Raw genomic sequence first — 21,913 nt, 5'->3', positions numbered from 1 at the left:
GCGTGAATCAGTCTCGGCCATAAGGAGTCGTGCCCCAGACCTCGGGGAAGCTCGCCTCCTGGGCTTGACGCCAGAGTGCCATGCGCCGCGCTTCTTCTGACTGCGCCGACAGATAATCAGCGAGGCTGGATTCTTCGATCCGCCACCGCGGCGGGGAGCCGAGTTGCGAACCCCGCAGACGCCCTTCATGCACGAGAGCGATCACTTCATCGACTTCGATGCTCAGCAACTCCGCGACCTGGGCGGGCGCGAGAAAGCGAGGCGTGGCATCGGAGGCTTCGGGCATGCATTCATTGTCTCCCGCCTGGGGACCAGGGAGGACGGGGAACACTCCCTGTGGATAACTTTTTCGGCGCGGAAGCGGAATCTGTGACGATTGCTGCATGACGCGCTCCCGTGCCCGCCGTCCCGTCTTCGGCGACATCCGCTTCCTGATCGGCATCGTCCTGGTCATCGCATCCATCGCCGGAGTGTGGTTCCTCGTCTCGACGTCGCGCCAGACCACGCCGGTCCTGCAGGCGACGCGCACGGTGGTGCCGGGTGAGACGATCAGCTCCGCCGACCTGCAGGTGGTCGAAGTCGGGCTCGGCGCCCTCGCCGACAGCTACGTCGCCCCGCAGGATCTCGAGCCCGGTTCGGTAGCCACCCGCACGCTCGCGAAAGGGGAGCTGGTACCCGCATCCGCCGTCGGCGATGCCAGTCGCTCGCGAACAACCACGGTGGTGGTCAACAGCACGGCCATCCCCGCCGGCGTCGGTCCGGGCACCGTCGTCGAGCTGTGGCACACGCCACTGCTGAAGGATGGGCGCACCTTCGACAAGCCCCGCATCCTGGTCGGAGACGCGACCGTCGCCACCGTCGCCGAGGCAGACGGCATGCTCAGCCAGAATCGAACCGACGTCGAACTGGTGATCGACCGCGCCGAGGTCGCCGATGTGCTCACCGCGATCACCGGCGGCTCCGTGATCTCGATCATTCCCGCAGGGGGCGGCTCGTGACCACGGTCATCATCGCCGCTGCGCGCGAAGATGCGGGAATGCTGGCATCCGATCTGGAACTCGAGGGAGTCGAGGTCCGAATGGTCGAGCCGCAGACGCTGCCTGACGTCGCCCTCGATGGGGTCGACGCGATGCTGATCGTGCCGACGCGCGACGCACTGACGGCCGAAGTGGTCAGCGCGTGCGATCGCGCTGGGGTGCGCCTGCTGCCGATCGGCACCGCCGATTCCCGAGCAGTCTCTCGTTTCGGATTGCCTGCGCCACTCCCCTATGACACCCCCGCCTGGCAGATCATCCAGTCCCTGTCAGAGAGCGCGGTGCCGGCCGCAGCCGCGCCCGATCACCCGGCGCGAGTGATCGCGGTCTGGGGTCCGCACGGGGCGCCTGGGCGGTCGACCCTTGCTATCCAGCTCGCCGTTGAGTTGAGCCGCGCGGGGCGCCGCACCGGTCTCGTCGACGCGGATAGCGTCGCCCCCTCCATCGCCCTTCAGCTCGGACTCGGCGACGAGTCTCCCGGTCTCGCAGCCGCCTGCCGACGTGCGGAACTCGGCAGCCTGGACGTCGCTGAGTTGGCGCGGCTGTCCACCCCGGTGGAGACATCAGGTGGCACCCTCGAGGTGCTCGGCGGCCTGAACCGCCCCAGTCGATGGCCCGAGCTGGGTGCCAGTCGGCTGCGCACGACACTGGCCGCATGCCGACATTGGCTCGACGAGACCGTCGTCGACGTCTCTGCAGCATTCGATGAAGACGACGACCCGCTCGACCCCGGCCCCTCTGCGCGGCACGCCGCCACCACGGCCACGCTACTGGAGGTCGATGCCGTGGTGGCGGTTCTCTCTGCGGACCCGCTCGGCGTCAGCCGCTTCCTCCGCGGGTACGCCGAGCTGCGGCACCTTCTCGGCGGTACGCCAGTCACCGTCGTCGCAAACCGCGTGCGCCCCGGTCCGCTCGGCATCGATGCGCGCGGGCAGATCCGGCGCACGCTCAATCGGTTCGCCGGGATCGAGGACGTCGCCTTCGTCCCCTACGATCAGCGCGGCGCAGATGCATCCGCGCTGCACGCACGCGCCATCGCCGACGTCGCGCCGCGTTCGCAGCTCGTATCTGCCGTGGGTCGAGTGTGCTCAGCCCTCGGCGCGCGAGCCGCGGTCACTGCCGATAGCTCGCGAGGAAGTTCCCGAGCCGCTCGACGGCTTCGCTGAGCACCCGCGCCTCGGGCAGAGTCACCACGCGCAGATGGTCGGGTGTCGGCCAGTTGAAGCCGGTGCCCTGCACGAGCAGGATCTTCTCGGACATCAGCAGGTCGTACACGAGCTTCTCGTCATCGCGGATCTCATGCACGTTCGGATCGAGCCTCGGGAACGCGTAGAGCGCCCCTTCCGGCTTCACGCAGCTGACGCCGGGAATGGCTTCCAGGCCTTCCCAGGCAATGTCGCGCTGCTCGTGCAGCCGCCCGGTGGGGGCGATGAGCGCGTCGATGGACTGCACTCCGCCCAGTGCCGCCTGCACAGCGAACTGGGCCGGCACGTTGGGGCACAGTCGGGTGGAGGCCAACAGCGTGATGCCCTCGAGAAAACCCTTCGCATGCGACTTCGGACCGGTGACCACCAGCCAGCCAGAGCGGTAGCCAGCAACGCGATAGGTCTTGGACAGGCCGTTGAACGTCAGGCACAGCAGGTCTGGAGCGAGGGTCGCCGTGGGGATGTGCACTGCCTCGTCGAAGAGGATGCGGTCGTAGATCTCATCCGAAAGCAGCAGCAGTTGATTCTCCCGGGCGATCTGCACGATGCCTTCCAGCACTTCGCGCGAGTACACCGCACCGGTGGGGTTGTTGGGGTTGATGATGACGATGGCCTTCGTCTGCGGCGTCACTCGCGCGCGGATGTCCTCGAGATCCGGTTGCCAGCCGTTCTCCTCGTCGCAGACGTAGTGCACCGGTGTGCCGCCGGCCAGCGAGGTCATCGCCGTCCACAGCGGGTAGTCCGGCGCGGGAATGAGAACCTCGTCCCCCTCGTCGAGCAGCGACTGCATCACCATGGTGATCAGCTCGGACACCCCATTGCCGAGATAGACGTCATCAGGGTCGAAGCGCGGGAAATCGTCGATCTCCTCGTAGCGGCTCACCACCGCACGGCGGGCCGAGATGATGCCCTTGCTGTCGCTGTAGCCATGCGCCGTCGGCAGCGCGGCGAGCATGTCGCGCACGATCTGGTGCGGTGCTTCGAAACCGAACACGGCCGGGTTGCCGGTGTGCAGCTTCAGGATCTGATGCCCCTCAGCCTCGAGCCGGGCCGCCTCGACGAGTGCCTTGCCGCGGATCTCATAGAGAACGTTCTTCAGCTTCGAGGACTGGTCCAGTGTGCGCCGGGTCATCCGCCCAGGATACCGGTCGGCGAACGGTCAGCGTCCGCGGTGCGACGGTCACCCCCGGCGCGCTCCCGGTATGCACGACGCACTCGGCGGCTGCTCTCCACGTGCTCGATGGCCAGCGCGCTCGCACGATCACCATCCTGGTCATGCACTGCCTGGTAGAGGGCGGCGTGTTCGGCGGTGATGTGCTGCAGGTCGTCGTGCTGCACGAGAGACCAGCGCATGCGGCTGCGGATGCTGCCCATCAGCTCTGCCAGCAGACGGTTTCCGGCGACCTCGACGACGATCTCATGGAAATCGACCGCAGCCTGCCTGGACAACATCTTGTCGCCGAGGCGAGCGCCTTCCTGCTCGAGAACGACTGCCGCCTGTAGCCGAGCGAGCCCATCGCTGCGACGACGCTCTGCTGCAAGGCGGAACGCCATCGGCTCGAGCACCAGTCTGACCTCGTCAAGGTCTGCGAGGTCAGTCGCGGTGAACTCGCGAACGACGGCCCACGTGCGCGGGCGCAACTCTACAAGTCCCTCGCCGTCGAGCATCTTCAACGCGTCGCGCACCGGGATTCGGCTCACACCGAACTCGGCGGCGAGGTCTCGCTCGATCAGCTTGCTGTCCGGGGTACGGACCCCGTCCAGAATCGCGTCGCGCAGCCACGCCGCAACGCGGCTGGATCCGAGCTCTCGTTCGTCTGCTCCGCTCACAGGATCGTCCTTGCCCCCTCGACCACCGCTGCCGCGCGACCCCGCTGACCGCCTACTTCTTCTTGCGGTTCTGCGCGCGACGCTGCTCGCGGTTGCCCGCGGGCGCGTCGGCGGCAGCATCCGTCTTCTGTCCGAAGGCACCGCGCGGTGCCTCCGCCGCATCGGCGGTCTTGCGCTCACGGGCGGTTGCCGCCTGCTGCACCTGGCCGCGCTCATTGCGCACCTCGACGTCGCCGGAATCGTTCGGCGCCGAGTACTCGAGCTTCTGCTCGGGCTGCTGATCGACGAGACCCTTCGCCTCGACCTCGGTCTGATCGTCGCCGGCACGGCGCACCTCGACCTCGAGGTTGTAGAGGTAGCCGACCGACTCCTCCTTGATCTGCCCCATCATCGACTGGAACATCGCGTAGCCCTCGCGCTGGTACTCGATGAGCGGATCGCGCTGTGCCATCGCACGCAGGCCGATGCCGTCCTTCAGATAGTCCATCTCGTAGAGGTGATCACGCCAGCGGCGGTCGAGAACCTGTAGCACCACGCGGCGCTCCAGCTCACGCGTGGCCGCCTCACCGAGCATCTCCTCGCGCTTCTCATATGCGATCAGCGCATCGGAGAGCAATTCCCGCTTGAGTGCTTCCGCGTTGATGCCGCCGCGGCGGTCACCTGCCTCCGAGACGACCTCGTCGATGCTGACATCCATCGGGTACAGCGTCTTGAGCTCGGTCCAGAGCGCGTCGAAGTCCCAGCTCTCGGTGTGGCCTTCGCCGGTGTGGTCGTCCACGACACCTGCGATGGCGTCTTCGATGAAGTGGTGCACGCGATCGGCGATGTCGTCACCGTGCAGAATCTGACGGCGGTCGGCATAGATCGCCTCGCGCTGGCGGTTGAGGACGTCGTCGTACTTGAGGACGTTCTTGCGCATCTCGGCGTTGCGCGCCTCGACCTGCGACTGCGCACTGCGAATCGCGCGGCTGACGAGGCCCGACTCGATCGGCACGTCATCCGGGAAGTTCGTGCGCGCGAGGATCGCCTCAGCGGCACCGGACTGGAACAGTCGCATCAGGTCATCGGTGAGGCTCAGGTAGAAGCGGCTCTCACCGGGGTCGCCCTGACGGCCAGAACGGCCACGCAGCTGGTTGTCGATGCGCCGCGATTCGTGGCGCTCGGTGCCCAACACGTACAGGCCACCCGCGGCGATGACCTTCTCGCTGTCCTCGGCGACCTGCTTCTTCATCACCTCGTAGGTCTCGTCCCACGCGGCCTCGTATTCTTCCGGAGTCTCCTCCGGGTCGAGCCCCTTGGCCTTAAGTTCCTGTACGGCGAGGAACTCGGCGTTTCCGCCGAGCATGATGTCGGTGCCTCGTCCGGCCATGTTCGTGGCGACGGTGACGGCGCCGAGCTTTCCGGCCAGCGCGACGATATCGGCCTCCCGCGCGTGGTTCTTCGCGTTGAGCACCTCGTGCTTGATGCCCTTCTTCGCGAGCAGGCGCGAGAGGTATTCGCTCTTCTCGACACTGACCGTTCCGACGAGCACCGGCTGGCCCTCGCTGTGGCGCTCCGCGATGTCTTCCACGACCTGGGCGAACTTGGCCTGCTCGTTCTTGTAGACGAGGTCGGCCTGGTCCTTGCGGATCATCGGCCGGTTCGTCGGGATCGGCACGACGCCGAGCTCATAGGTCGACATGAATTCGGCCGCTTCGGTTTCAGCGGTACCGGTCATGCCGGCGAGCTTGCCGTAGAGGCGGAAGTAGTTCTGCAGCGTCACAGTGGCGAGAGTCTGGTTCTCGGCCTTGACCGGCACGTTCTCTTTGGCCTCGATGGCCTGGTGGATGCCCTCGTTGTAGCGGCGTCCGACCAGGATACGACCGGTGTGCTCGTCCACGATCATGACCTCGTCGTTCATCACGACGTAGTCGGTGTCCTTCTTGAACAGTGCGATCGCCTTGATCGAGTTGTTCAGGAACGAGATGAGCGGGGTGTTCGCTGACTCGTACAGGTTCTCGATGCCGAGATAGTCTTCGACCTTCTCGATGCCCGGCTCGAGCACGCCGATGGTGCGCTTCTTCTCGTCGACCTCGAAGTCCACGCCGGCTTCGAGCGTGCGGGAGATCTTGGCGAACTCGGTGAACCAGCGGTTCGCCTCGCCCGAGGAGGGGCCGGAGATGATCAGCGGCGTGCGCGCCTCGTCGATGAGGATCGAGTCGACCTCGTCGACGATGGCGTAGAAGTGCTCGCGCTGAACGAGGTCTTCCTTGCGCCAGGCCATGTTGTCGCGCAGGTAGTCGAAGCCGAACTCGTTGTTGGTGCCGTAGGTGATGTCGGCGGCATACTGCGCGCGGCGCACCTCGGGGTTCTGACCGGAGACGATGGTGCCGGTGGTCATGCCCAGCGCGCGGTGCACGCGGCCCATCAGCTCCGATTGGTACGACGCCAGGAAGTCGTTCACCGTGATGATGTGCACGCCCTTGCCGGCGATGGCATTCAGGTACGACGGGAACGCCGCGACGAGCGTCTTGCCCTCACCGGTCTTCATCTCGGCGATGGCGCCTGAGTGCAGTGCCGCGCCGCCCATGATCTGCACGTCGTAGGCGCGCATGCCGAGCGTGCGGCGAGCAGCCTCGCGCACCGCAGCGAAGGCCTCGGGCATGAGCTGATCGAGGGTCTCGCCCTTTTCGAAGCGCGCGCGCAGCTCTTCGGTCTCGCCGCGCAGCTCTTCATCGGTGAGCTTCTCGAAGTCGTCTTCCAGCGCGTTCACGGCCTTGACGACCTGCCTGAGCCGACGAAGGATGCGTCCTTCGCCTGCACGAAGCATCTTCTCGAGAGGATTCGCCACGGATGTCTCCCTTGATTTTCGGGTGCCGGCGAGGGTAGCCGCCGGACATACTGTGCCATGTTACCGGCCCGTGACCTGCGTCCGCTGTGCGCCCGGCGCCGCGTGGTGACGCTGAGCGCGAACGAACACGCGGATGCCGAATGCTGGTGATTTATTTCCCGACATGCATATACTCAGAAACGCAATACCCGGAAACGCATGAGGGAGATCACATGTCAGTTCGCCAGAGCCTGCTCGCCATTCTCGATCAGGGTCCGTGCTACGGCTATCAGCTGCGCACCGAGTTCGACCGCCGCACCGGTTCGACGTGGCCGTTGAACGTCGGCCAGATCTACAACACCCTGGAGCGCCTCGAACGCGATGGGCTCGTCGAAAAGGGCGACGTGAACGAGCAGGGACACGTCTATTACGAGATCACGGAAGCCGGGCGTGGCGAGGTGCGGGAGTGGCTGGACTCTCCCGTGCCGCGGCAGTCCGGAACGCGCGATGAGCTGGCGATCAAGCTCGCTGTCGCCGCTACCTTGCCCGGCGTGGATGTGGCCACTGTCATCCACAATCAACGCCGCGCATCGCTCGCGCAGCTGCAGGAGCTGAACCGCGCCAAGTATGCCGGAGCGGATCCCGATGGCCCGGAGGAGTTGGCCTGGACCCTCGTGGTCGATTCGATGATCTTCGCCGCAGAAGCCGAAGTGCGCTGGCTCGACCACACGGAGCAGCGCCTGAGCCTGCATCCGCAACGAGCGCTGGAACTCGAGCTCTCCACCGAGCGTCCCAAGCGCGGCCGCCCGGCGAAGGCACGCGCATGAGCGAGGCGATCCTGCGACTGGTGGGCGTCTCCCAGCAGTACGGCGCAGGAGAACTCGCAGTATCGGCGCTGAGCGGCATCGACCTGGAAGTCGCACCCGGTGAACTGGTCGCGGTGATGGGCGCATCCGGATCCGGCAAGTCCACTCTGCTGTCGATCGCGGGCGGGCTGCAGACGCCCACCTCCGGCGAGGTCGTGATCGATGGCGAGCACCTGAGCACGGCAAAGCCCGATCAGCTCTCGGCATTGCGCCGCCGATCTGTGGGATTCGTGTTCCAGGACTACAACCTCATCCCCACCCTGACCGCGATGGAGAACGTCACCCTGCCGATGGAGTTGGACGGCGTCAGCCGGCGCACGGTACGAAGGGCCGGTCGGGATGCGCTGAGTATGGTGGGCCTGGCCGAGCGCGGCGACGCGTATCCAGATGACCTGTCCGGCGGCCAGCAGCAGCGTATCGCGATCGCGCGGGCCATCATCGGCGGACGCCGGCTGATCCTCGCCGATGAGCCCACCGGCGCACTGGACTCGGTCACCGGCGAGCAGGTGATGAAGACCATCCGCAACCGGATCGACGCCGGCGCCGCTGGCATCCTGGTCACGCACGACCCGCGCCACGCCGCTTGGGCGGACCGGATCGTGTGTCTGCGCGACGGACGCATCATCGACGAGTCGCGGCGTGATTCCGCCGAGACCATCCTGGCGGCGCGCACATGAGCAGGCGCGCCCGGCCGAGCGTGACGCTCAAGCTGGCCTGGCGGCAACTGCTGCGGACGAAAGGGTCGTCGGTGCTGGTGGCGGCGCTGATCGCCGCCCCGGTGGCGGGAGCCGCCGGAGTCCTGACCTTCATCGAAGGGCGTACCCCGAGCACAGCACAGACGGTGCACTACGAACTCGGCGCCACGCAATCCTGGATCCGGATCGAGGGCGGGGCGGATCCGTCGCGAGTGCAGGCGGTCGATGCCCCGTTCATGACCTGGATCGAACGCGATGACAACGGCTCGGCGACGAATCCTGAGCTCCCGCCGCCGACCGATCTGAGCGTTGCGCAGTTGCCCGCGGGCACCGAGGCGATCCCGCTCACCGAGGGCTATGAGCGTCTGACCACGAGGACCGGGATCGCCGGGTTCCCCGTCATCTACGGCAACGCGTGGGATCCGCGCCTTACCGGCAGGTTCGAGATGAGCTCGGGTCGAGTTCCACAGGCCTCTGATGAGGCGATGGCCTCCCCTGAACTGCTGCAGCGACTGGGAAGGGCCGTCGGTGACGACATCGAGCTGCCCGATCGCGGAGTGAGCGTGCGGGTAGTAGGAACCCTTCGCGCGATGGACGGCGGCACCTATCGCATGCCGCTCTTCCTTCCGGCGAGAGCGATGCCCGCGGAGCAGGAGGCTCCACCGTCACGGCCGGACACGATCTGGTTCCTGCCGGACTGGCAGCCTGATCCCGCCGAACTCGCCGATCTGAACCACGCCGGTTACGTCGCCTACGCCCGTGATCTCGTGCTGGATCCGCCGTCGGGGGCCGAGACATCGGCCACCATGATGCGCGGGCAGACCGATTCCGCGTGGGTGACGCTCATGCTGGTCTCGCTCGGTCTGGTGTTCGGCGGGCTGCTCGTCGGTCTGCTGGGCGCGGCTGCGATGGCGGTCAGCGCTCGTCGCCAGCAGCGCTCGCTGGCGGTGCTGGCGACAGTAGGCGCACGTCGTCGCGATGTGTTCCGCACGGTACTCATGCAGGGCGCGTTGCTGGGCCTGGCCGGTGGTCTAATCGGCACGGTGATCGGCATCGGCGGGGTCGCAGTGTTGAATGCGATGACGGACCCCGGCGTCAAGAACACCTTCTGGTCGACGTGGGGGCTGAAGGTTCCTTGGTCGGTTGCGGGCGTCGTCGTCTTCGCCGTCCTCGTGGGACTCGCCGCATCCGTCATTCCTGCGCGCAGCGCCACCCGTGGCGACGCACTCGCGGCTTTGCGCGGCGCACGCCGTCCGGTCAGCATGTCGCTGCGGCGTCCTGTCGTGGGCATCCTCGTAGGAATGATCGGCGCCGGCTCGGTCGTGGCCGGAGGCGTGCTCTTCGGCGTTCTCGCGGCAACCGACGCGTGGAACCAGGGGCTGCAGACGACTGCACTGTGGGCATCGATCATCGGCGTGCTGCTGCTTCTACTGAGTGTCACGCTCAGCGGGCAGGGGGTCCTCGCCCTCCTGGCCGGAATGCTGGCGCGGTTCGGCTCGGCGGCCCGGCTCGCATCCAGGGATGCCGTTGCCAACTCGCCTCGGACCGTTCCCGCGTTCGTGTCGATCGCCGCCAGCACCGCCGTCGCGGTCTTCGTGCTGTGCGCGATCGCCATCCCGCAGGCGCAGTCGGCGCGCAGCTGGGCGTGGGCGGCACCGAAGGGCGCGGTCATCGTCTCCAGCTGGGGGGAGGCATCACCGTCGCAGGCTCCGGCGTTCCTCTCGGACGCACATCCGGACCGGATCATCCCGGTGTCGTCCTCCGTCGATCCCGTCATCGACACGGAGGACGCGTCGGAGCCGCCCTCGGAGGTCGCCTACACGTCGATGTGGGCGAAGGAGACGGGAGGCTGGATCGACGTGCCCGGCCAGCCCGTGACGATCGTGGAACCCGATGACGTCGAGACTCTGACCGGTCTCGTTCTCAGCGATGCGGAGCAGCGCGAGTTCGCGGAAGGCGCCGCGATAGCGTCGTTCCTGCAGCGTCCGGTCCCGCAGGGGTTCGCCGAGTACATCGACGACGACGACAAGGCACGGCTCGCGTTCTGGGATGCGAAGGATCTCTACACGGGGGAATCGCCGGAACCGGTGCGCACCGAGGCCTTGTCCGTGCAGGTGCATGTCGGCACCAGTACGGCCTACCCACTGATCCTCTCCCCCGCCGCCGCGGAGGAGTACGACGTGAAGACGCACGTGAGCAGCTGGGTAGCGCTGTTCGACGATCCGCCTTCGGACGCCATGATGGACCGGCTGCGAGCGGACGCTGAGACTGCCAGCACGGGAGGGGCGGTGTTCGACGTGCGCGTGGAGAACGGGCCGGACTCGTCGCTACCGTGGCTGGCTCTGGTACTGGGCATCCTCAGCATCATCGTCGTCGCGGCGGCGACCATCAGCCTGGGCCTGGCCCGCATCGAACGCCGGGAGGACGACGCCACTCTCGCCGCCGTCGGCGCCACGACGGCACTGCGGCGTCGGGTCGCGGCATGGCAGGCGATCATCATCGCCGGCGTAGGGTGCGTGATCGGCGTGCTGCTGGGTCTCGCCGGTGCGTGGGCTCTCACGCAGGCCATTTCCGGATCCCGCCTGAGCGATGCACCGGTGCTGTGGCTGCTGGGCATCGCGATCGGCCTGCCCACCGTGATCGCGCTGGTATCTCTGCTGATCCGCCCCCCGCATCCGGACCTCACACACCGCACCGCGATCGCCTGACACCACACACCACGCGCCGACACCCCGTGCTGCCATCGACACCCCGTCTTGTGGACGTCCACAGGACGGGGTGTCGGCGATATGGCGGGTGTCGGCGATACGGCGGGGTGTCGGCGAAGGCGCTGTTCGCCGAATCGCATCGCATCGCATCCACAGCATCCGCACGCGCCGCGAAAGTAGGATCAACCCATGGCCGGATTCTGGGGCAGATGCAAACGTGAGCAGGAAGAACTTGCCGCGCAGGATGCTGATCTCGCCCGCCGCGCCGAGCGGGCCCTGGTAGCGGCCGATGAGCGCATCCGCACGACCTCCGATGAGCTGGCATTCGCACAGGCCGAGCTCGGCGACTCGCTGACATCTGATCTGAAAGCGGCGCTGGGCGCCGTGCGGACGCACCTCGGCGAGGCATTCCAGCTGCATCAGCTCAATCATGATGAGATCCCCGACACTCTCGAAGAGCTGCGCACCCGCAATGCGCGCATCGCTCAGCTGTGCGACTGGGCCGAAGACCTGCTCGACGAGAAGACAGCCGTACTGGCCGACAACGTCGCGAAGGTGCGTCGTGCCCCAGAGGTGATCGCGCAGGTGCGGCGGGATGCTGAAGAGCTGACCACCCGCATCCCGCAGGCCCGCACCACCATCGAGCGGCTCACTGGTCGATACGCCGAGTCGGCCATGCGACGCATCGCCGCGTCGGCCGATGAGGCCGAGCAGCTGATCGCCTTCGCACTGCACGGCGCTGACGTCTGCGAGCGCCGCCGCACGGCACACCGCAACGACGAGGCGAATCTCGCATTGGAGACCGCCACCGAGGCAGTGCGCCGGACGACGAGCATCCTCGACACCGTGGAGGACTTCGAGATCGAAGCGCTGCGCGCGGAATCCACGCTCGCTGATGTCGTCGCCGACTCCCGAGGTGACATCGTCGCCGCGCGCTCCGCTCCGCAGACTCCCGAGGTGGTCGCCGCGGCCGCGCAGCTCGAACAGGCGCTGAATGCGCTCGCGCCTGCCGGCGTGCACAATGATCCCTTCGCTGAGCTCACGCAGCTGCGCACGGCGAACAGCGCATTGGATTCCGCGATCGACAAGGCGCAGTACCGGGCGCAGCATCCACTGCCCTCTCTCGATCAGGTGCAGCACTCGCTCGATGACGCCGACCGGCAGCTCGGCGTCGCGCGCAGTCTGATCTCCGGCCACCGCGGCTGGATCGGCGCCGATGCGCGCACGAGGCTCGCCGAGGCCGAGAGGCTGCGCGTCGACGTGCCCGGGATGCTGCCTTCCGAAGACACTCGCGAGCTCGCGCTGTCTTCTTCACGTCGCGTCGCGCAGCTGGCGTCCGAGGCCCTGCAGCTCGCCCAGCACGACATCGACTCGTCACGGCCCCAGAATCAGGGCTGGGGCGGCGACGGCTGGGGCGGCGGTGGCCGACGCGGTGGCGGGGGCGATATCGTCAGCGGCGTGCTCGGCGGCCTGGTCATCGGCAGCATCCTCGACGGCATCTTCGACTGACCACTGGCAGCGTCCGGAGGACAACGCGCGCTGCGGAGGAGATTCCCGCAGCATTCCTCCTCCGAACGGCGAGAACTCCTCCGAGCAGCGCGGCGCGCTTTGCCCTGCACTGTGCCCGGAGCCGAGCAGTTGTGCACGGATAGCGGTGTCGGCCCCCACGGGGACGGCCGGCATCCGCCATTCTCAGACCATGAATGCGCGCCAATGGACCGAGATCGGACAGGAGATACTTGCGTTCTTGCTGGCGGCCAGCTGCCCCGGATGCGATCGCACCGGCACCCTGCTCTGCGAACAATGCCACTCGGCCCTGACCGCCGCACCGACCGAGGTGATCACACCCGGAGGTCTGCGCGTGCAGTCCGCCCTGAGCTATCAGGGCGTGGTGGCGCGCAGCATCCGCCGGGTCAAAGAAGAGGGCGCGACGATGCTCGCCCGGCCACTCGGGAGGGCGCTCGCGACGGTTCTCGCGCCCGCCGCTGCCGGCGGCGCGCTCATCGCGACCGTGCCGACCAGCCGCGCCGCCTTCCGCCGCCGCGGGTTCCGGGTGCCAGAGCTTCTCGTGCGCCGCGCTGGCTTCGCTGCTCAGCGGATGCTGCTCCCCGCGCGCGCCACCGGCGATCAGCGCGGCCTCAGCCGCGACGAGCGCGCTCGCAACGTATCGGGCAGCATCCGCACCCGAAGCCCTGCCGAACGCGGTCGCCCGGTAGTGATCGTCGATGATGTGGTGACCACCGGCGCGACGCTCGATGAAGCCGCGCGGGCACTACGGGCAGCCGGTTTCCGATCGGTTCGCGCTGTCACGCTCGCTGCGACGCCGCGGCATTGCGACACGCCGAAATCCGATGCCGTCGGGTAGTGACATGGGCCGATCAGGCGACTAGCGTAGGGGGTCACAAGGCGACCGCGGTCCGCCCTTGGCCGGGAGGACCGGGACAAGGAGGCAGTGATGGAAACAAGCATCGTTGGCGTCGGAGTGAGCATCTCCGATCGTTTCCGGACAGTAGTCGAAGAGAAGACAGCACGTATCGAAACGCTCGCACCGCGAGCACTGCAACTCGAGATCAAAGTCACTCACCGGGCTTACCGAGGCGGCAGGGTCCCCGACGAGACTGTTGAGCTCACGCTTCTGGGCAAGGGGCCCGTGGTACGCGCAGAAGCTGTCGATTCAGACAAGTTCGCCGCCTTGGACATGGCGCTCGACAAGCTCACCGAGCAGCTTCGCCGGGCGAAGGAGAAGCGCATCGACGGGCGCAATCAGACCCGCGGCCCGCACTTCGAGAAGGGCACCGGATCCCTCGCCGGCATCGACGTGCAACCTGCATCGGCCGATGTGCTGCAGGCCGTCGCCACCGGAGCGATCCCTGTGCACGAAGACGACGAAGAGGACTACTCCCCCGTCGTCATCCGCACCAAGAACTTCGGTGCGGAATGGATGACCGTCGAAGAGGCCGTCGACCGCATGGAGCTGGTGGGCCACGACTTCTTCCTCTTCGTCGATGTGCGCACCGACCACCCGAGTGTCGTGTATCGCCGCAAGGGCTGGGACTACGGTGTGATCTCACTGACCACGCAGGCTCCGCCGACCGAGGCGCTGGCCTCCTGAACTGAGCAGAGGCGCCCTCCCACCGGGAGGGCGCCTCTGCTGTGCCGCGAGCCGATGACTCAATAACCCGCGCGCGTGCCCAGTACCAGAATGTCTGAGATCGATACCTGCCACGACGAACCACGCAGCGCGTACACGCTTCCATCGGAGGCCAGAACGCGCAGTCCGGTCGTGGTCTTGGCCCCAGCCAGAGCCGTCGCCCCGGCGGGCGCGGGCGATGACGTTGACGGTCCACCGACGATGTAGGTCGTCAGCACCGGATCCGGCGCCGCAGACAGCACTGCGAGCGAGTCCGATCCCACCCACGCCAAGCCCTGGGCCGCACCGTCCAGGCGAGCGATCTCATATATGTCCCCCAAGCCCACCGGCACGGAGTTCTCATCGCGGAGGATCGCCGCGATGACCAGTCGACGGTGTCCGCCCCGGGTGACCACTGCTGCGACGCGCGCGCCGTCCGCCGAGACGCGCAGATGACTGACCGAGCCGGCATCGGGCCACGCATCGGCTACCTCGTGCTGCACGACCTGCGAATCCCACGCGCTCAGGGCTTGTGGGTCGTCGCGCGGGACAGTCCACGTGAAGCCGAACGGATCAAGGGTTGGGCTGACGAGCCCGGGCCGACTGTCAAGCTCATCCGAGTTGCCGTCCTTGACGGCCCAGACACCACCATCGGCCAGTTGCACGGCCGCCAGCGTGCCGTCGATGGACACATCGATCGCAGAGATCGGGTTCGAGATCTTCGCGATCTGCGCCGTCAGCCCGGTCACCGGCATGATGTCGCCACCCGCCGACGCGGCACCGAACATCTCGTCATCGAGCACCAGAACCCCCGGGTCGACGATCGCTTCGTCCACCTTCACGGTCTCGGCGAGCAAGGGTGCACCATCGACGGTGAAGCGCACTTCTGCGACGCCCGCCCCGGCCAGACTCGCCTCCAGCTGGGTGCGCATGCGCGCAAGAACCGAGCCGGATGCTGCCAGCGCTGTCCGACTGAGCGAGACCGACGCGACCTGGGACGGATCGACCGGGACCGCATCACCGACCAGCACCACATCCGGCGGGAATGCCGTGCGAACGGCCGGAGCCAGCCATCCACTGGGCTCACCCGAGAGCACCGCCCGCGTGATCGTGGTCGCCATCGCCACCCGACGCGGGAACCAGCGCACATCCGGTACCAAGTGCGTCCAGCTCTGATCGAAGTACTTCAACGAGTATTTGCGATACACCTGGTTCAGGTTGTCGGCATCGAGCACGATGCCATCCTTCGCTTTGGAGATGCGCCATTCCCCGCCCGGCTCCCGCACCACGCGGTACACGGCCTTCGCCGTTCCGCTGGCGGCGCTGTACGCTCCATCCGCATCGATGCTCGCGATCTGGTTCCATTGCACACGCACGTCGGCAGAGGTCGCGGACTCGTCTTCGGGATCGGCACTCGAGGCGAACTCGCGATTGAGGACGGAGTCGTCGATCGCGACTCCCACATTCGGGTTCCACACGTGGGCGAAATCGTCCGTGAGGAATTCCTGCGCGATCTCCCAGTTGCCTGCCGGGGTGATGGATGCTTCGAGGAAGCCGGCAACGATCTCCTCCGGGCTGCCGCCTGGCAGCGGCGCCTTCGCGATCGGAGTGAAGTCGACAGGGTCACTCTCCTCGCCGATCTGAAGTCCCGCGTTCGGCGACCCGGACGTCGGCAGCCCGGTACAGGCGGTGAGCAGGAGCACCATCGCGGCGGCGGCGGCGAGGCGGATGCTGCGTGCGACCCTCATGACAGCCCCCTCGATCCTGCAGAAGGGGCATCATCATCGCGCCGCAGCACGATCGGCTCGGTGACGTTCGCAATGTCCAGAATCGACTCCTGCGGCTCCAGCGGTACCGGGCTCGGACCGCTGAGATCGCCGCCCCCGCGCGGCAGCGTCAGCACGAAGTTCGTGCCGACGCCCAGCTCCGACCACACGGCCAGGGTACCGCCGTGCAGCTTCGCGTCGCCGAGCGCGATCGACAGCCCGAGGCCGGTGCCGCCGATGGTGCGCTTGCGCGACGGGTCGGCCCGCCAGAACCGGTCGAACACGTGCGCGGCGTCTTCCGAGCGCATGCCCAGCCCGAAGTCCCGCACGCCGATCGCCACAGCGTGCTGGTTGCTGTCCACCGTGACGACGATCGGCTGTCCCTCTCCGTGCTCGATGGCGTTGCCGACGAGGTTGCGCAGCACCCGCCGCACCCGCCGAGGGTCCATATCCACCGGCGAGTATCCCCCGGGCGCGACCATCCGCAGCTCGGTTTCGTGCGTCGCAGCCAACGGGCGCAGCTGTTCGACGATCTCCTCCGCCAGCTGCGCGAGGCTGGTCGCCTCGACCTCGAGCTGCACGGAACCCGCGTCGTAGCGACTGATCTCCAACAAGTCGGTCAGCAGCGTCTCGAACCGCTGCACCTGAGTGTGCAGCAGCTCTGCGGTGCGCGCTGTGGTCGGGTCGAACTCGTCTCTGTTGTCGTTGATCATCTCCGCCGCCAGCCGGATCGTCGTCAGCGGGGTGCGCAGTTCGTGCGAGACGTCGGAGACGAAACGCTGCTGCACCAGAGACAGCTCGGCGAGTTCGCCGATCTGACTCTCGATGCTGTCGGCCATCGCGTTGAACGAGCGTGCGAGTGTCGCCAGCTCGTCTTCGCCTCGCACGGGGAGCCGCACTTCCAGATCTCCGGCTGCGAGGCGGGCACTGGTCTCGGCCGCCTCGATGATCGGGGTCGACACCGATCTGAGCACCAGCCAGGATATGGCAGCCAGGATCGCGACCAGCGAGATGCCCGCCAGCCACAGAGTGCGCTGCACGAAGATCAGCGTTTCATCGGCATCCGCGAGGTCGTACGCGATGTATACGTCATAGCTGCCGGCGTCTGGCACCACGAGCTGCTGGCCGACGACGATACCGGCGGTGGTGGTGCCGTCGTCCTGCGGCAGTGCAATGGACTGCCATGCCTGTCGTCCGGGCACCTTGATCACGCGGGTGCGCAGCTCGTTGCTGAGCTGCTCGCTGGAGAGCTTGTTAACGAACCCCGGAGGCGCGAAGCCGTCGCCATCGAGCGTCGCGGGGAATCCGGCGATGCGATTCGACGACGCGGTACGGGCGAGAACGTTCTGCGCTTCGCGCCACAGCGCCAGCTTCTTCGATCGGTCGTCGCCGGACTGACCGGAATCGAGCAGAGTCTGCGCCTGGGAGACAGCAGCCCGGGCGTTGTGCAGCGCCTCGTCCTTGCGCGATTCGAAGAGGTCGTTGCGAATCACCAGCGCCATGATCACACAGGTGATGAAGATCGCGAGCGAAGTGAGCAGCAGTGTGATGGCGATGGTGCGAAACCGCATCGAGCGTCGCCAAATAGTCGCCAGCGCATCAGCCCACTGCCGTGGGTCGCGCCAGATGGCGACCTGCACGCGCGTCGCGTTCGTCGCGATCACCTCGTGCTCCTAGCCGATGCTGCCGGCTCGGTACCCCACGCCGCGCACAGTCATCACGATCTTGGGGTTGTCGGGATCGAGCTCGACCTTGGCACGCAGCCGCTGCACGTGCACGTTCACGAGACGGGTATCGGCCTTGTAGTGGTAGCCCCACACCTGCTCCAGGAGCATCTCCCGCGAGAACACCTGCTGCGGCCTGGACGCCAGTGCTACCAGCAGCTGGAACTCCAGCGGAGTCAGCGCTATCGGCGCCGTGCCTCGGCGGACTTCATGCGCGTCGACATCGATGGTCAGATCGCCCACGCGCAGCACCTCGGCGACGCTCTGCGGGGTGGGCCGCAGTCGCGTGCGGATGCGGGCGACGAGTTCTTTGGGGTTGAAGGGCTTGACGATGTAGTCGTCAGCCCCGACTTCGAGGCCGCGCACGACATCGGCGGTGTCAGTGCGAGCGGTGAGCATGATCACCGGCACACCGGATTCCGCGCGGATGCGGGTGCAGATCTCGATCCCGTCCATTCCGGGCAGCATCAGATCCAGCAGAACGAGATCGGGTCGGGTCGCGCGCCACTCGTCGACGGCACGGGCGCCATCGGCGCAGAACAGCGCTTCGAACCCCTCTGTGCGCAGCACGATGCCGATCATCTCGGCCAGAGCCGTATCGTCATCGACCACGAGGATTCGAGAGGTCATGTTCTGCCCAGCCTCAGCTTTCTCTTCGATGCGGTCGGTGATTCTCCCAGCTCGCCCGCAACTCGGTTCAGCCTACTTGAGAAAGTCCCTGAGAACCCAGAGGGCGTGGGCGTGTGGATGGAGGGGGTGGATATGCCACGATGGGATGGCACACGGGAGGGAGTGCGAATGAGCGGTCAGATCTGGACCCCGGCGCCGAAGAAAGGCGCCATTCCACTGCATCCGATGACCTTCGGGATGATCCTCGGCAAGTCGTTCAGCGCGTTGCGCCACAACCCCAAGGTGCTGTTCGGATTCGCCATCGCGGTGCAGTTCGGCGTCTCAGTCGTCGCCGTCGGCGTCGCTCTGCTGGTCGGCGCCTTCACCGCGCAGCGGATCGCAACCGTCCCGGTCGGGTCGCCCGACTACGGGCCGATTGTGGCGGGCTCAGTCGCACTCGGCATCCTCGTCGGCGTCATCGTGGCTCTGGCCAGCGTCGCGTTCACGGCCGTCGTGCAGGGCCTCGTCGCCGCGGACGTCTCTTTCGCCGCCATCAGGCGGAAGGGTTCGCTGCGGATGCTGTGGAGCCGGGTCCGCCCGGCCTTCTGGCGCCTGTTCGCGTACGCGCTGCTGCAAGCGCTGGCTGCGATCGTGTGGTTCGCCATCGGCGCGGGCATCGTGATCGGCGTGATCGCCGCCACAGATTTCGTCGGCACTGGCATCGCCATCGGCGTCCTCCTCGCCGTGCTGTTCGGTCTGGCCAGCGTGCCGCTGTTCGTGTGGCTCTCGACCAAACTGCTCGTGGTGCCGTCGGTGCTGGTGCTCGAGCACGCGTCACTCCGATCGGCCATCGTGCGGTCGTGGCGGCTGATCCGCGGCCGCTTCTGGCCCGCACTCGGGGTGATGTTCCTCATCGGCGCGATCATGGGACTCGCCGCGCAGGTCGTGAGCATCCCCGGGTCGCTCCTCTCGGCTGTGCTCGGCGGCGTGATTGCCCCGACGGGTGCCGACGACCCGGCAGCCGTCGTCGCGGTTCTGGCCGCGACAGTGCTTCCGCAGATTCTCGTGTTCGCTCTGCAGGCCATCACGCTGGTGGTCCAAGGCACCGGCGCGACTCTCATCTATCTCGACAGTCGCATGCGATACGAAGGCCTCGATCAGACATTGATCAGCTATGTGGAGCGCAGCGAACTGGGCACGGCGGATGCCGACCTCGGTGACCCGTATGAAGTCGACGCCGAGCGTGCCGTCTCCAGTGCCCCACCACCCAAGCAGACTCCCGTGGTTCCGGGTTACGTCGGATACGGGACGCAACCAGGGTATGCGCAGCCTCCGGGCTACGCGCCACAGCCGGGCTACGCACCACAGCCGGGCTACGCGCCACAGCCGGGCTACGCACCACAACCCGGATACGCACCACAACCCGGATACGCACCACAGCCCGGATACGCACCACAGCCCGGCTACGCACCACAGCCCGGGTACGCACCACAGCCCGGATACGCACCGCAGCCCGCGGCCCCGGACCCGATCGCAGCGAATCCCGCAGCGCCGGACGCGACGCCCTCGACTCCGGCCGCAGCACCGCCGGTACCGCCGGCAGCACCGGGCCCGGATCCCTGGGCTCCGCCCGGTGGAAGCACATGATCGCATTGCCCGCCGTCTTCATCCCCGACGGGGACGAAGCCCGACAATGGGCGCAGGATGAGCTGTCGAAGTCCAGTTACCAGGCCGCGAAGCCGACCTGGTTCGACCAGATGATCGCCAACGTCATCGAATGGTTCATGAGTCTGTTCAGCGAGGATGGAGCCGGCAGCACGGCGCCCGTGGCCATCACTGTGGTCGTGATCGTCGTCATCGCGGCCCTCGTCGTCGCGCTGCTGGTCTGGGGTCGCCCGCGTGCGTCGCGAGCGGTGCGTCGACGGGCAGACCTTCTCGGCGAGCGCGATGACCGCACAGCTGCCCAGCTGCGCGCCGAAGCGGAGCGGTGTGTGAAGGAAGGCGACTGGGATGGCGCCGTCATCCTGCGTTTCCGCGCGCTCGCACGGTCTCTTCTGGAGCGCGATCAGATCGATCCAGCGCCTGGCGCAACCGCGCAGGGCATCGCCCGCGAGGCCGCCGGCCCGTTCCCCGGCTTCAGCGATCGTCTGCACGCCGCCGCCACATCTTTCGATGCTGTGCGGTATCTGCGCTCGCCCGCCAGTGAATCCGACTATCGGGAATTGGCCGCAGCCGATGATGCGCTGCGGTCTGCCGCACCCGCGATCCCTGCGTCCGCGCCACAGGCGGTGCTGGCATGACCGTCCCCGGTCCGACCCTTCAGCCACTCGCGTCATCGGCATCCGACGCCGACCAGAGACCACCGGCTTCCACTGCGGCTCCCCGGCCCCGAGGCCGAACAGGACGCATCCTCGGCTGGGTCTTCGTGATCGCACTCCTCATCGGAATAGCACTGCTCGCCACGCGTTTCGTCGCCGCAGCGCCCGAGCTCGGCGGCACCCTCAACCCGGAGAGTCCCGGCCCGTCCGGAGCGAAGGCACTGGCGGAGATCGTTCGCCAGCAGGGCACCGACATCGAGATCACCCGCAGTCGCACGCAGGCCGAAGCGATGATCGGCACCGATACAACACTGGTGCTGACCGACCCGCTGGCGCTCAGCGACGAGGCTGCGCTGCAGCTGGTCGAGAGCGCCGATCGCGTGGTGATCCTCACCAGCAGTTCGCGGATGCTGCGCCTCCTCGACCTCGGCGAAACGGTGTTCAACGCCGATGCCGTCGACGCACAGTGCAATCTTCCGGAGTTCAGCCGTGTCGGCGACATCGACGCGACTCGCCTGTTCACACCAGCCGCGGGCGTTGACGGCTGCTTCCGCGACAGCGCGGGTGATGCCGCCGTGCTGCGCACCAGCCAGGAGGGCCGCACACTCACTCTGCTGGAGGGCGGCTCACTGCTCTCCAACGAGCATCTTGCCGAGAACGGCAACGCTGCGCTCGGGCTTGCACTGCTGGCGCAGACCGATCACGTCGTCTGGTACGTCCCCTCGTTCCAGGACACCGACCGTTCCGATGACGCGCCCGACACGCTCGGCACCCTCACCCCGGACTGGGTGACGCCGGCGATCCTGCTACTGCTGCTGGCAGGGCTCGCGGCCATCTGGTGGCGCGGTCGACGCTTCGGCGCCCTCGTCGCCGAGTCGCTGCCCGTCACCGTGCGCGCGTCGGAGACCATGCACGGGCGCGCCCGGCTGACGGCGAAAGCGGCCGACGCGCCCCACGCGGCCGAAGCCATCCGCGCCGGAACACAGACCCGCCTCGCCACGCGCCTGGCCCTGAGCCCGCGCGCCACCGCGCAGGAGGTGGCCGATGCGGCATCCGATCGTCTGGGTGTTCCGCGCGGCTCGCTGTACGACCTGCTCGGCGGCCCGCTGCCGCAGAGCGACCGTGACCTCATCGACCTCGCCCGCAAGCTCGCCGAACTCGAGACTGCGGTCGAGAACACCGTCCACACCGAAAGGAACCGCCCGTGAGCGACGAGAGC

The 21,913-nt window shown here is 67.3% G+C and carries 18 protein-coding genes; 11 read left to right on the top strand and 7 right to left on the bottom strand.

Features of this window, described 5'->3' with window-relative positions; all coding sequences use genetic code 11:
- Window positions 1-7: 7 nt before the first annotated feature.
- Window positions 8-286 carry a helix-turn-helix domain-containing protein gene (locus FM104_RS07225; protein ID WP_087130759.1) on the bottom strand — a complete coding sequence of 93 codons (279 nt, stop codon included), beginning with the start codon at window positions 284-286 and terminating at the stop codon, window positions 8-10.
- Between the two features lie 97 nt (window positions 287-383).
- On the opposite strand from FM104_RS07225, the gene FM104_RS07220 reads away from it, so the two are divergent.
- On the top strand, window positions 384-998 hold the full coding sequence (locus tag FM104_RS07220) for an SAF domain-containing protein (RefSeq protein ID WP_087130758.1): 615 nt from the start codon (window positions 384-386) through the stop codon (window positions 996-998).
- Window positions 995-2,200, top strand: a complete 1,206-nt coding sequence (locus FM104_RS07215) for an AAA family ATPase (RefSeq protein WP_087130757.1) — start codon at window positions 995-997, stop codon at window positions 2,198-2,200. Before FM104_RS07220 ends, FM104_RS07215 begins: the two co-directional genes overlap by 4 nt.
- Here the strand turns inward: FM104_RS07215 and FM104_RS07210 are convergent.
- Genes FM104_RS07210 through secA form a run of 3 tightly spaced genes read right to left on the bottom strand, consistent with a single transcriptional unit; the run spans window position 2,148 to window position 6,899 of the window.
- On the bottom strand, window positions 2,148-3,371 hold the full coding sequence (locus FM104_RS07210) for a pyridoxal phosphate-dependent aminotransferase (protein WP_087130756.1): 1,224 nt from the start codon (window positions 3,369-3,371) through the stop codon (window positions 2,148-2,150). The two genes, FM104_RS07215 and FM104_RS07210, sit on opposite strands and share 53 nt — an antisense overlap.
- Window positions 3,368-4,069, bottom strand: coding sequence for a GntR family transcriptional regulator (locus FM104_RS07205; RefSeq protein WP_306298513.1), 702 nt, complete (start codon window positions 4,067-4,069; stop codon window positions 3,368-3,370). Before FM104_RS07205 ends, FM104_RS07210 begins: the two co-directional genes overlap by 4 nt.
- Before the next feature lie 52 nt (window positions 4,070-4,121).
- Window positions 4,122-6,899 carry a preprotein translocase subunit SecA gene (gene secA / locus FM104_RS07200; protein ID WP_087130754.1) on the bottom strand — a complete coding sequence of 926 codons (2,778 nt, stop codon included), beginning with the start codon at window positions 6,897-6,899 and terminating at the stop codon, window positions 4,122-4,124.
- A gap of 212 nt (window positions 6,900-7,111) precedes the next feature.
- Here secA and FM104_RS07195 point away from each other — a divergent pair, with 212 nt between their 5' ends.
- The 6 genes from FM104_RS07195 (at window position 7,112) to hpf (ending at window position 14,259) form a co-directional block, all read left to right on the top strand.
- Window positions 7,112-7,705: a PadR family transcriptional regulator gene (locus FM104_RS07195; protein ID WP_087130753.1), complete on the top strand. Its 594-nt coding sequence runs from the start codon at window positions 7,112-7,114 to the stop codon at window positions 7,703-7,705.
- Window positions 7,702-8,421 carry an ABC transporter ATP-binding protein gene (locus FM104_RS07190; RefSeq protein WP_087130752.1) on the top strand — a complete coding sequence of 240 codons (720 nt, stop codon included), beginning with the start codon at window positions 7,702-7,704 and terminating at the stop codon, window positions 8,419-8,421. The genes FM104_RS07195 and FM104_RS07190 overlap by 4 nt, the downstream gene beginning before the upstream one ends.
- Window positions 8,418-11,147, top strand: a complete 2,730-nt coding sequence (locus FM104_RS07185) for an FtsX-like permease family protein (protein WP_087130751.1) — start codon at window positions 8,418-8,420, stop codon at window positions 11,145-11,147. The genes FM104_RS07190 and FM104_RS07185 overlap by 4 nt, the downstream gene beginning before the upstream one ends.
- A gap of 189 nt (window positions 11,148-11,336) precedes the next feature.
- Window positions 11,337-12,656, top strand: coding sequence for a hypothetical protein (locus FM104_RS07180; RefSeq protein ID WP_087130750.1), 1,320 nt, complete (start codon window positions 11,337-11,339; stop codon window positions 12,654-12,656).
- Between the two features lie 190 nt (window positions 12,657-12,846).
- Window positions 12,847-13,512 (top strand): ComF family protein, encoded by a 666-nt coding sequence (locus FM104_RS07175; RefSeq protein WP_087131186.1) that lies wholly within the window; start codon window positions 12,847-12,849, stop codon window positions 13,510-13,512.
- A gap of 90 nt (window positions 13,513-13,602) precedes the next feature.
- Complete coding sequence (hpf, locus tag FM104_RS07170; protein WP_087130749.1) at window positions 13,603-14,259, top strand: ribosome hibernation-promoting factor, HPF/YfiA family; 657 nt, start codon at window positions 13,603-13,605, stop codon at window positions 14,257-14,259.
- Between the two features lie 59 nt (window positions 14,260-14,318).
- Here the strand turns inward: hpf and FM104_RS07165 are convergent, their stop codons facing one another.
- Genes FM104_RS07165 through mtrA form a run of 3 tightly spaced genes read right to left on the bottom strand, consistent with a single transcriptional unit; the run spans window position 14,319 to window position 18,397 of the window.
- Window positions 14,319-16,025, bottom strand: a complete 1,707-nt coding sequence (locus FM104_RS07165) for an LpqB family beta-propeller domain-containing protein (RefSeq protein WP_087130748.1) — start codon at window positions 16,023-16,025, stop codon at window positions 14,319-14,321.
- Entirely contained in the window at window positions 16,022-17,707 is a 1,686-nt protein-coding gene (mtrB, locus tag FM104_RS07160) for an MtrAB system histidine kinase MtrB (RefSeq protein ID WP_256971554.1), read from the bottom strand. Before mtrB ends, FM104_RS07165 begins: the two co-directional genes overlap by 4 nt.
- Window positions 17,708-17,716: 9 nt before the next feature.
- A complete protein-coding gene (gene mtrA / locus FM104_RS07155) occupies window positions 17,717-18,397 on the bottom strand; it encodes an MtrAB system response regulator MtrA (protein WP_087130747.1) in 681 nt (226 codons plus the stop codon).
- Between the two features lie 168 nt (window positions 18,398-18,565).
- On the opposite strand from mtrA, the gene FM104_RS16490 reads away from it, so the two are divergent.
- The 3 genes from FM104_RS16490 to FM104_RS07140 are packed head-to-tail and all read left to right on the top strand — an operon-like array spanning window position 18,566 to window position 21,902.
- Complete coding sequence (locus tag FM104_RS16490; RefSeq protein WP_179206710.1) at window positions 18,566-20,023, top strand: glycerophosphoryl diester phosphodiesterase membrane domain-containing protein; 1,458 nt, start codon at window positions 18,566-18,568, stop codon at window positions 20,021-20,023.
- Window positions 20,020-20,676 carry a DUF4129 domain-containing protein gene (locus tag FM104_RS07145; protein ID WP_087130746.1) on the top strand — a complete coding sequence of 219 codons (657 nt, stop codon included), beginning with the start codon at window positions 20,020-20,022 and terminating at the stop codon, window positions 20,674-20,676. Before FM104_RS16490 ends, FM104_RS07145 begins: the two co-directional genes overlap by 4 nt.
- Window positions 20,673-21,902 carry a DUF4350 domain-containing protein gene (locus tag FM104_RS07140; protein WP_087130745.1) on the top strand — a complete coding sequence of 410 codons (1,230 nt, stop codon included), beginning with the start codon at window positions 20,673-20,675 and terminating at the stop codon, window positions 21,900-21,902. The genes FM104_RS07145 and FM104_RS07140 overlap by 4 nt, the downstream gene beginning before the upstream one ends.
- Window positions 21,903-21,913 lie beyond the last annotated feature (11 nt).

This window comes from Microbacterium esteraromaticum (genome assembly GCF_900163815.1).
Taxonomy (GTDB): Bacteria; Actinomycetota; Actinomycetes; order Actinomycetales; family Microbacteriaceae; genus Microbacterium; species Microbacterium esteraromaticum_B.
This window is presented reverse-complemented; position numbering and strand designations above follow the sequence as displayed.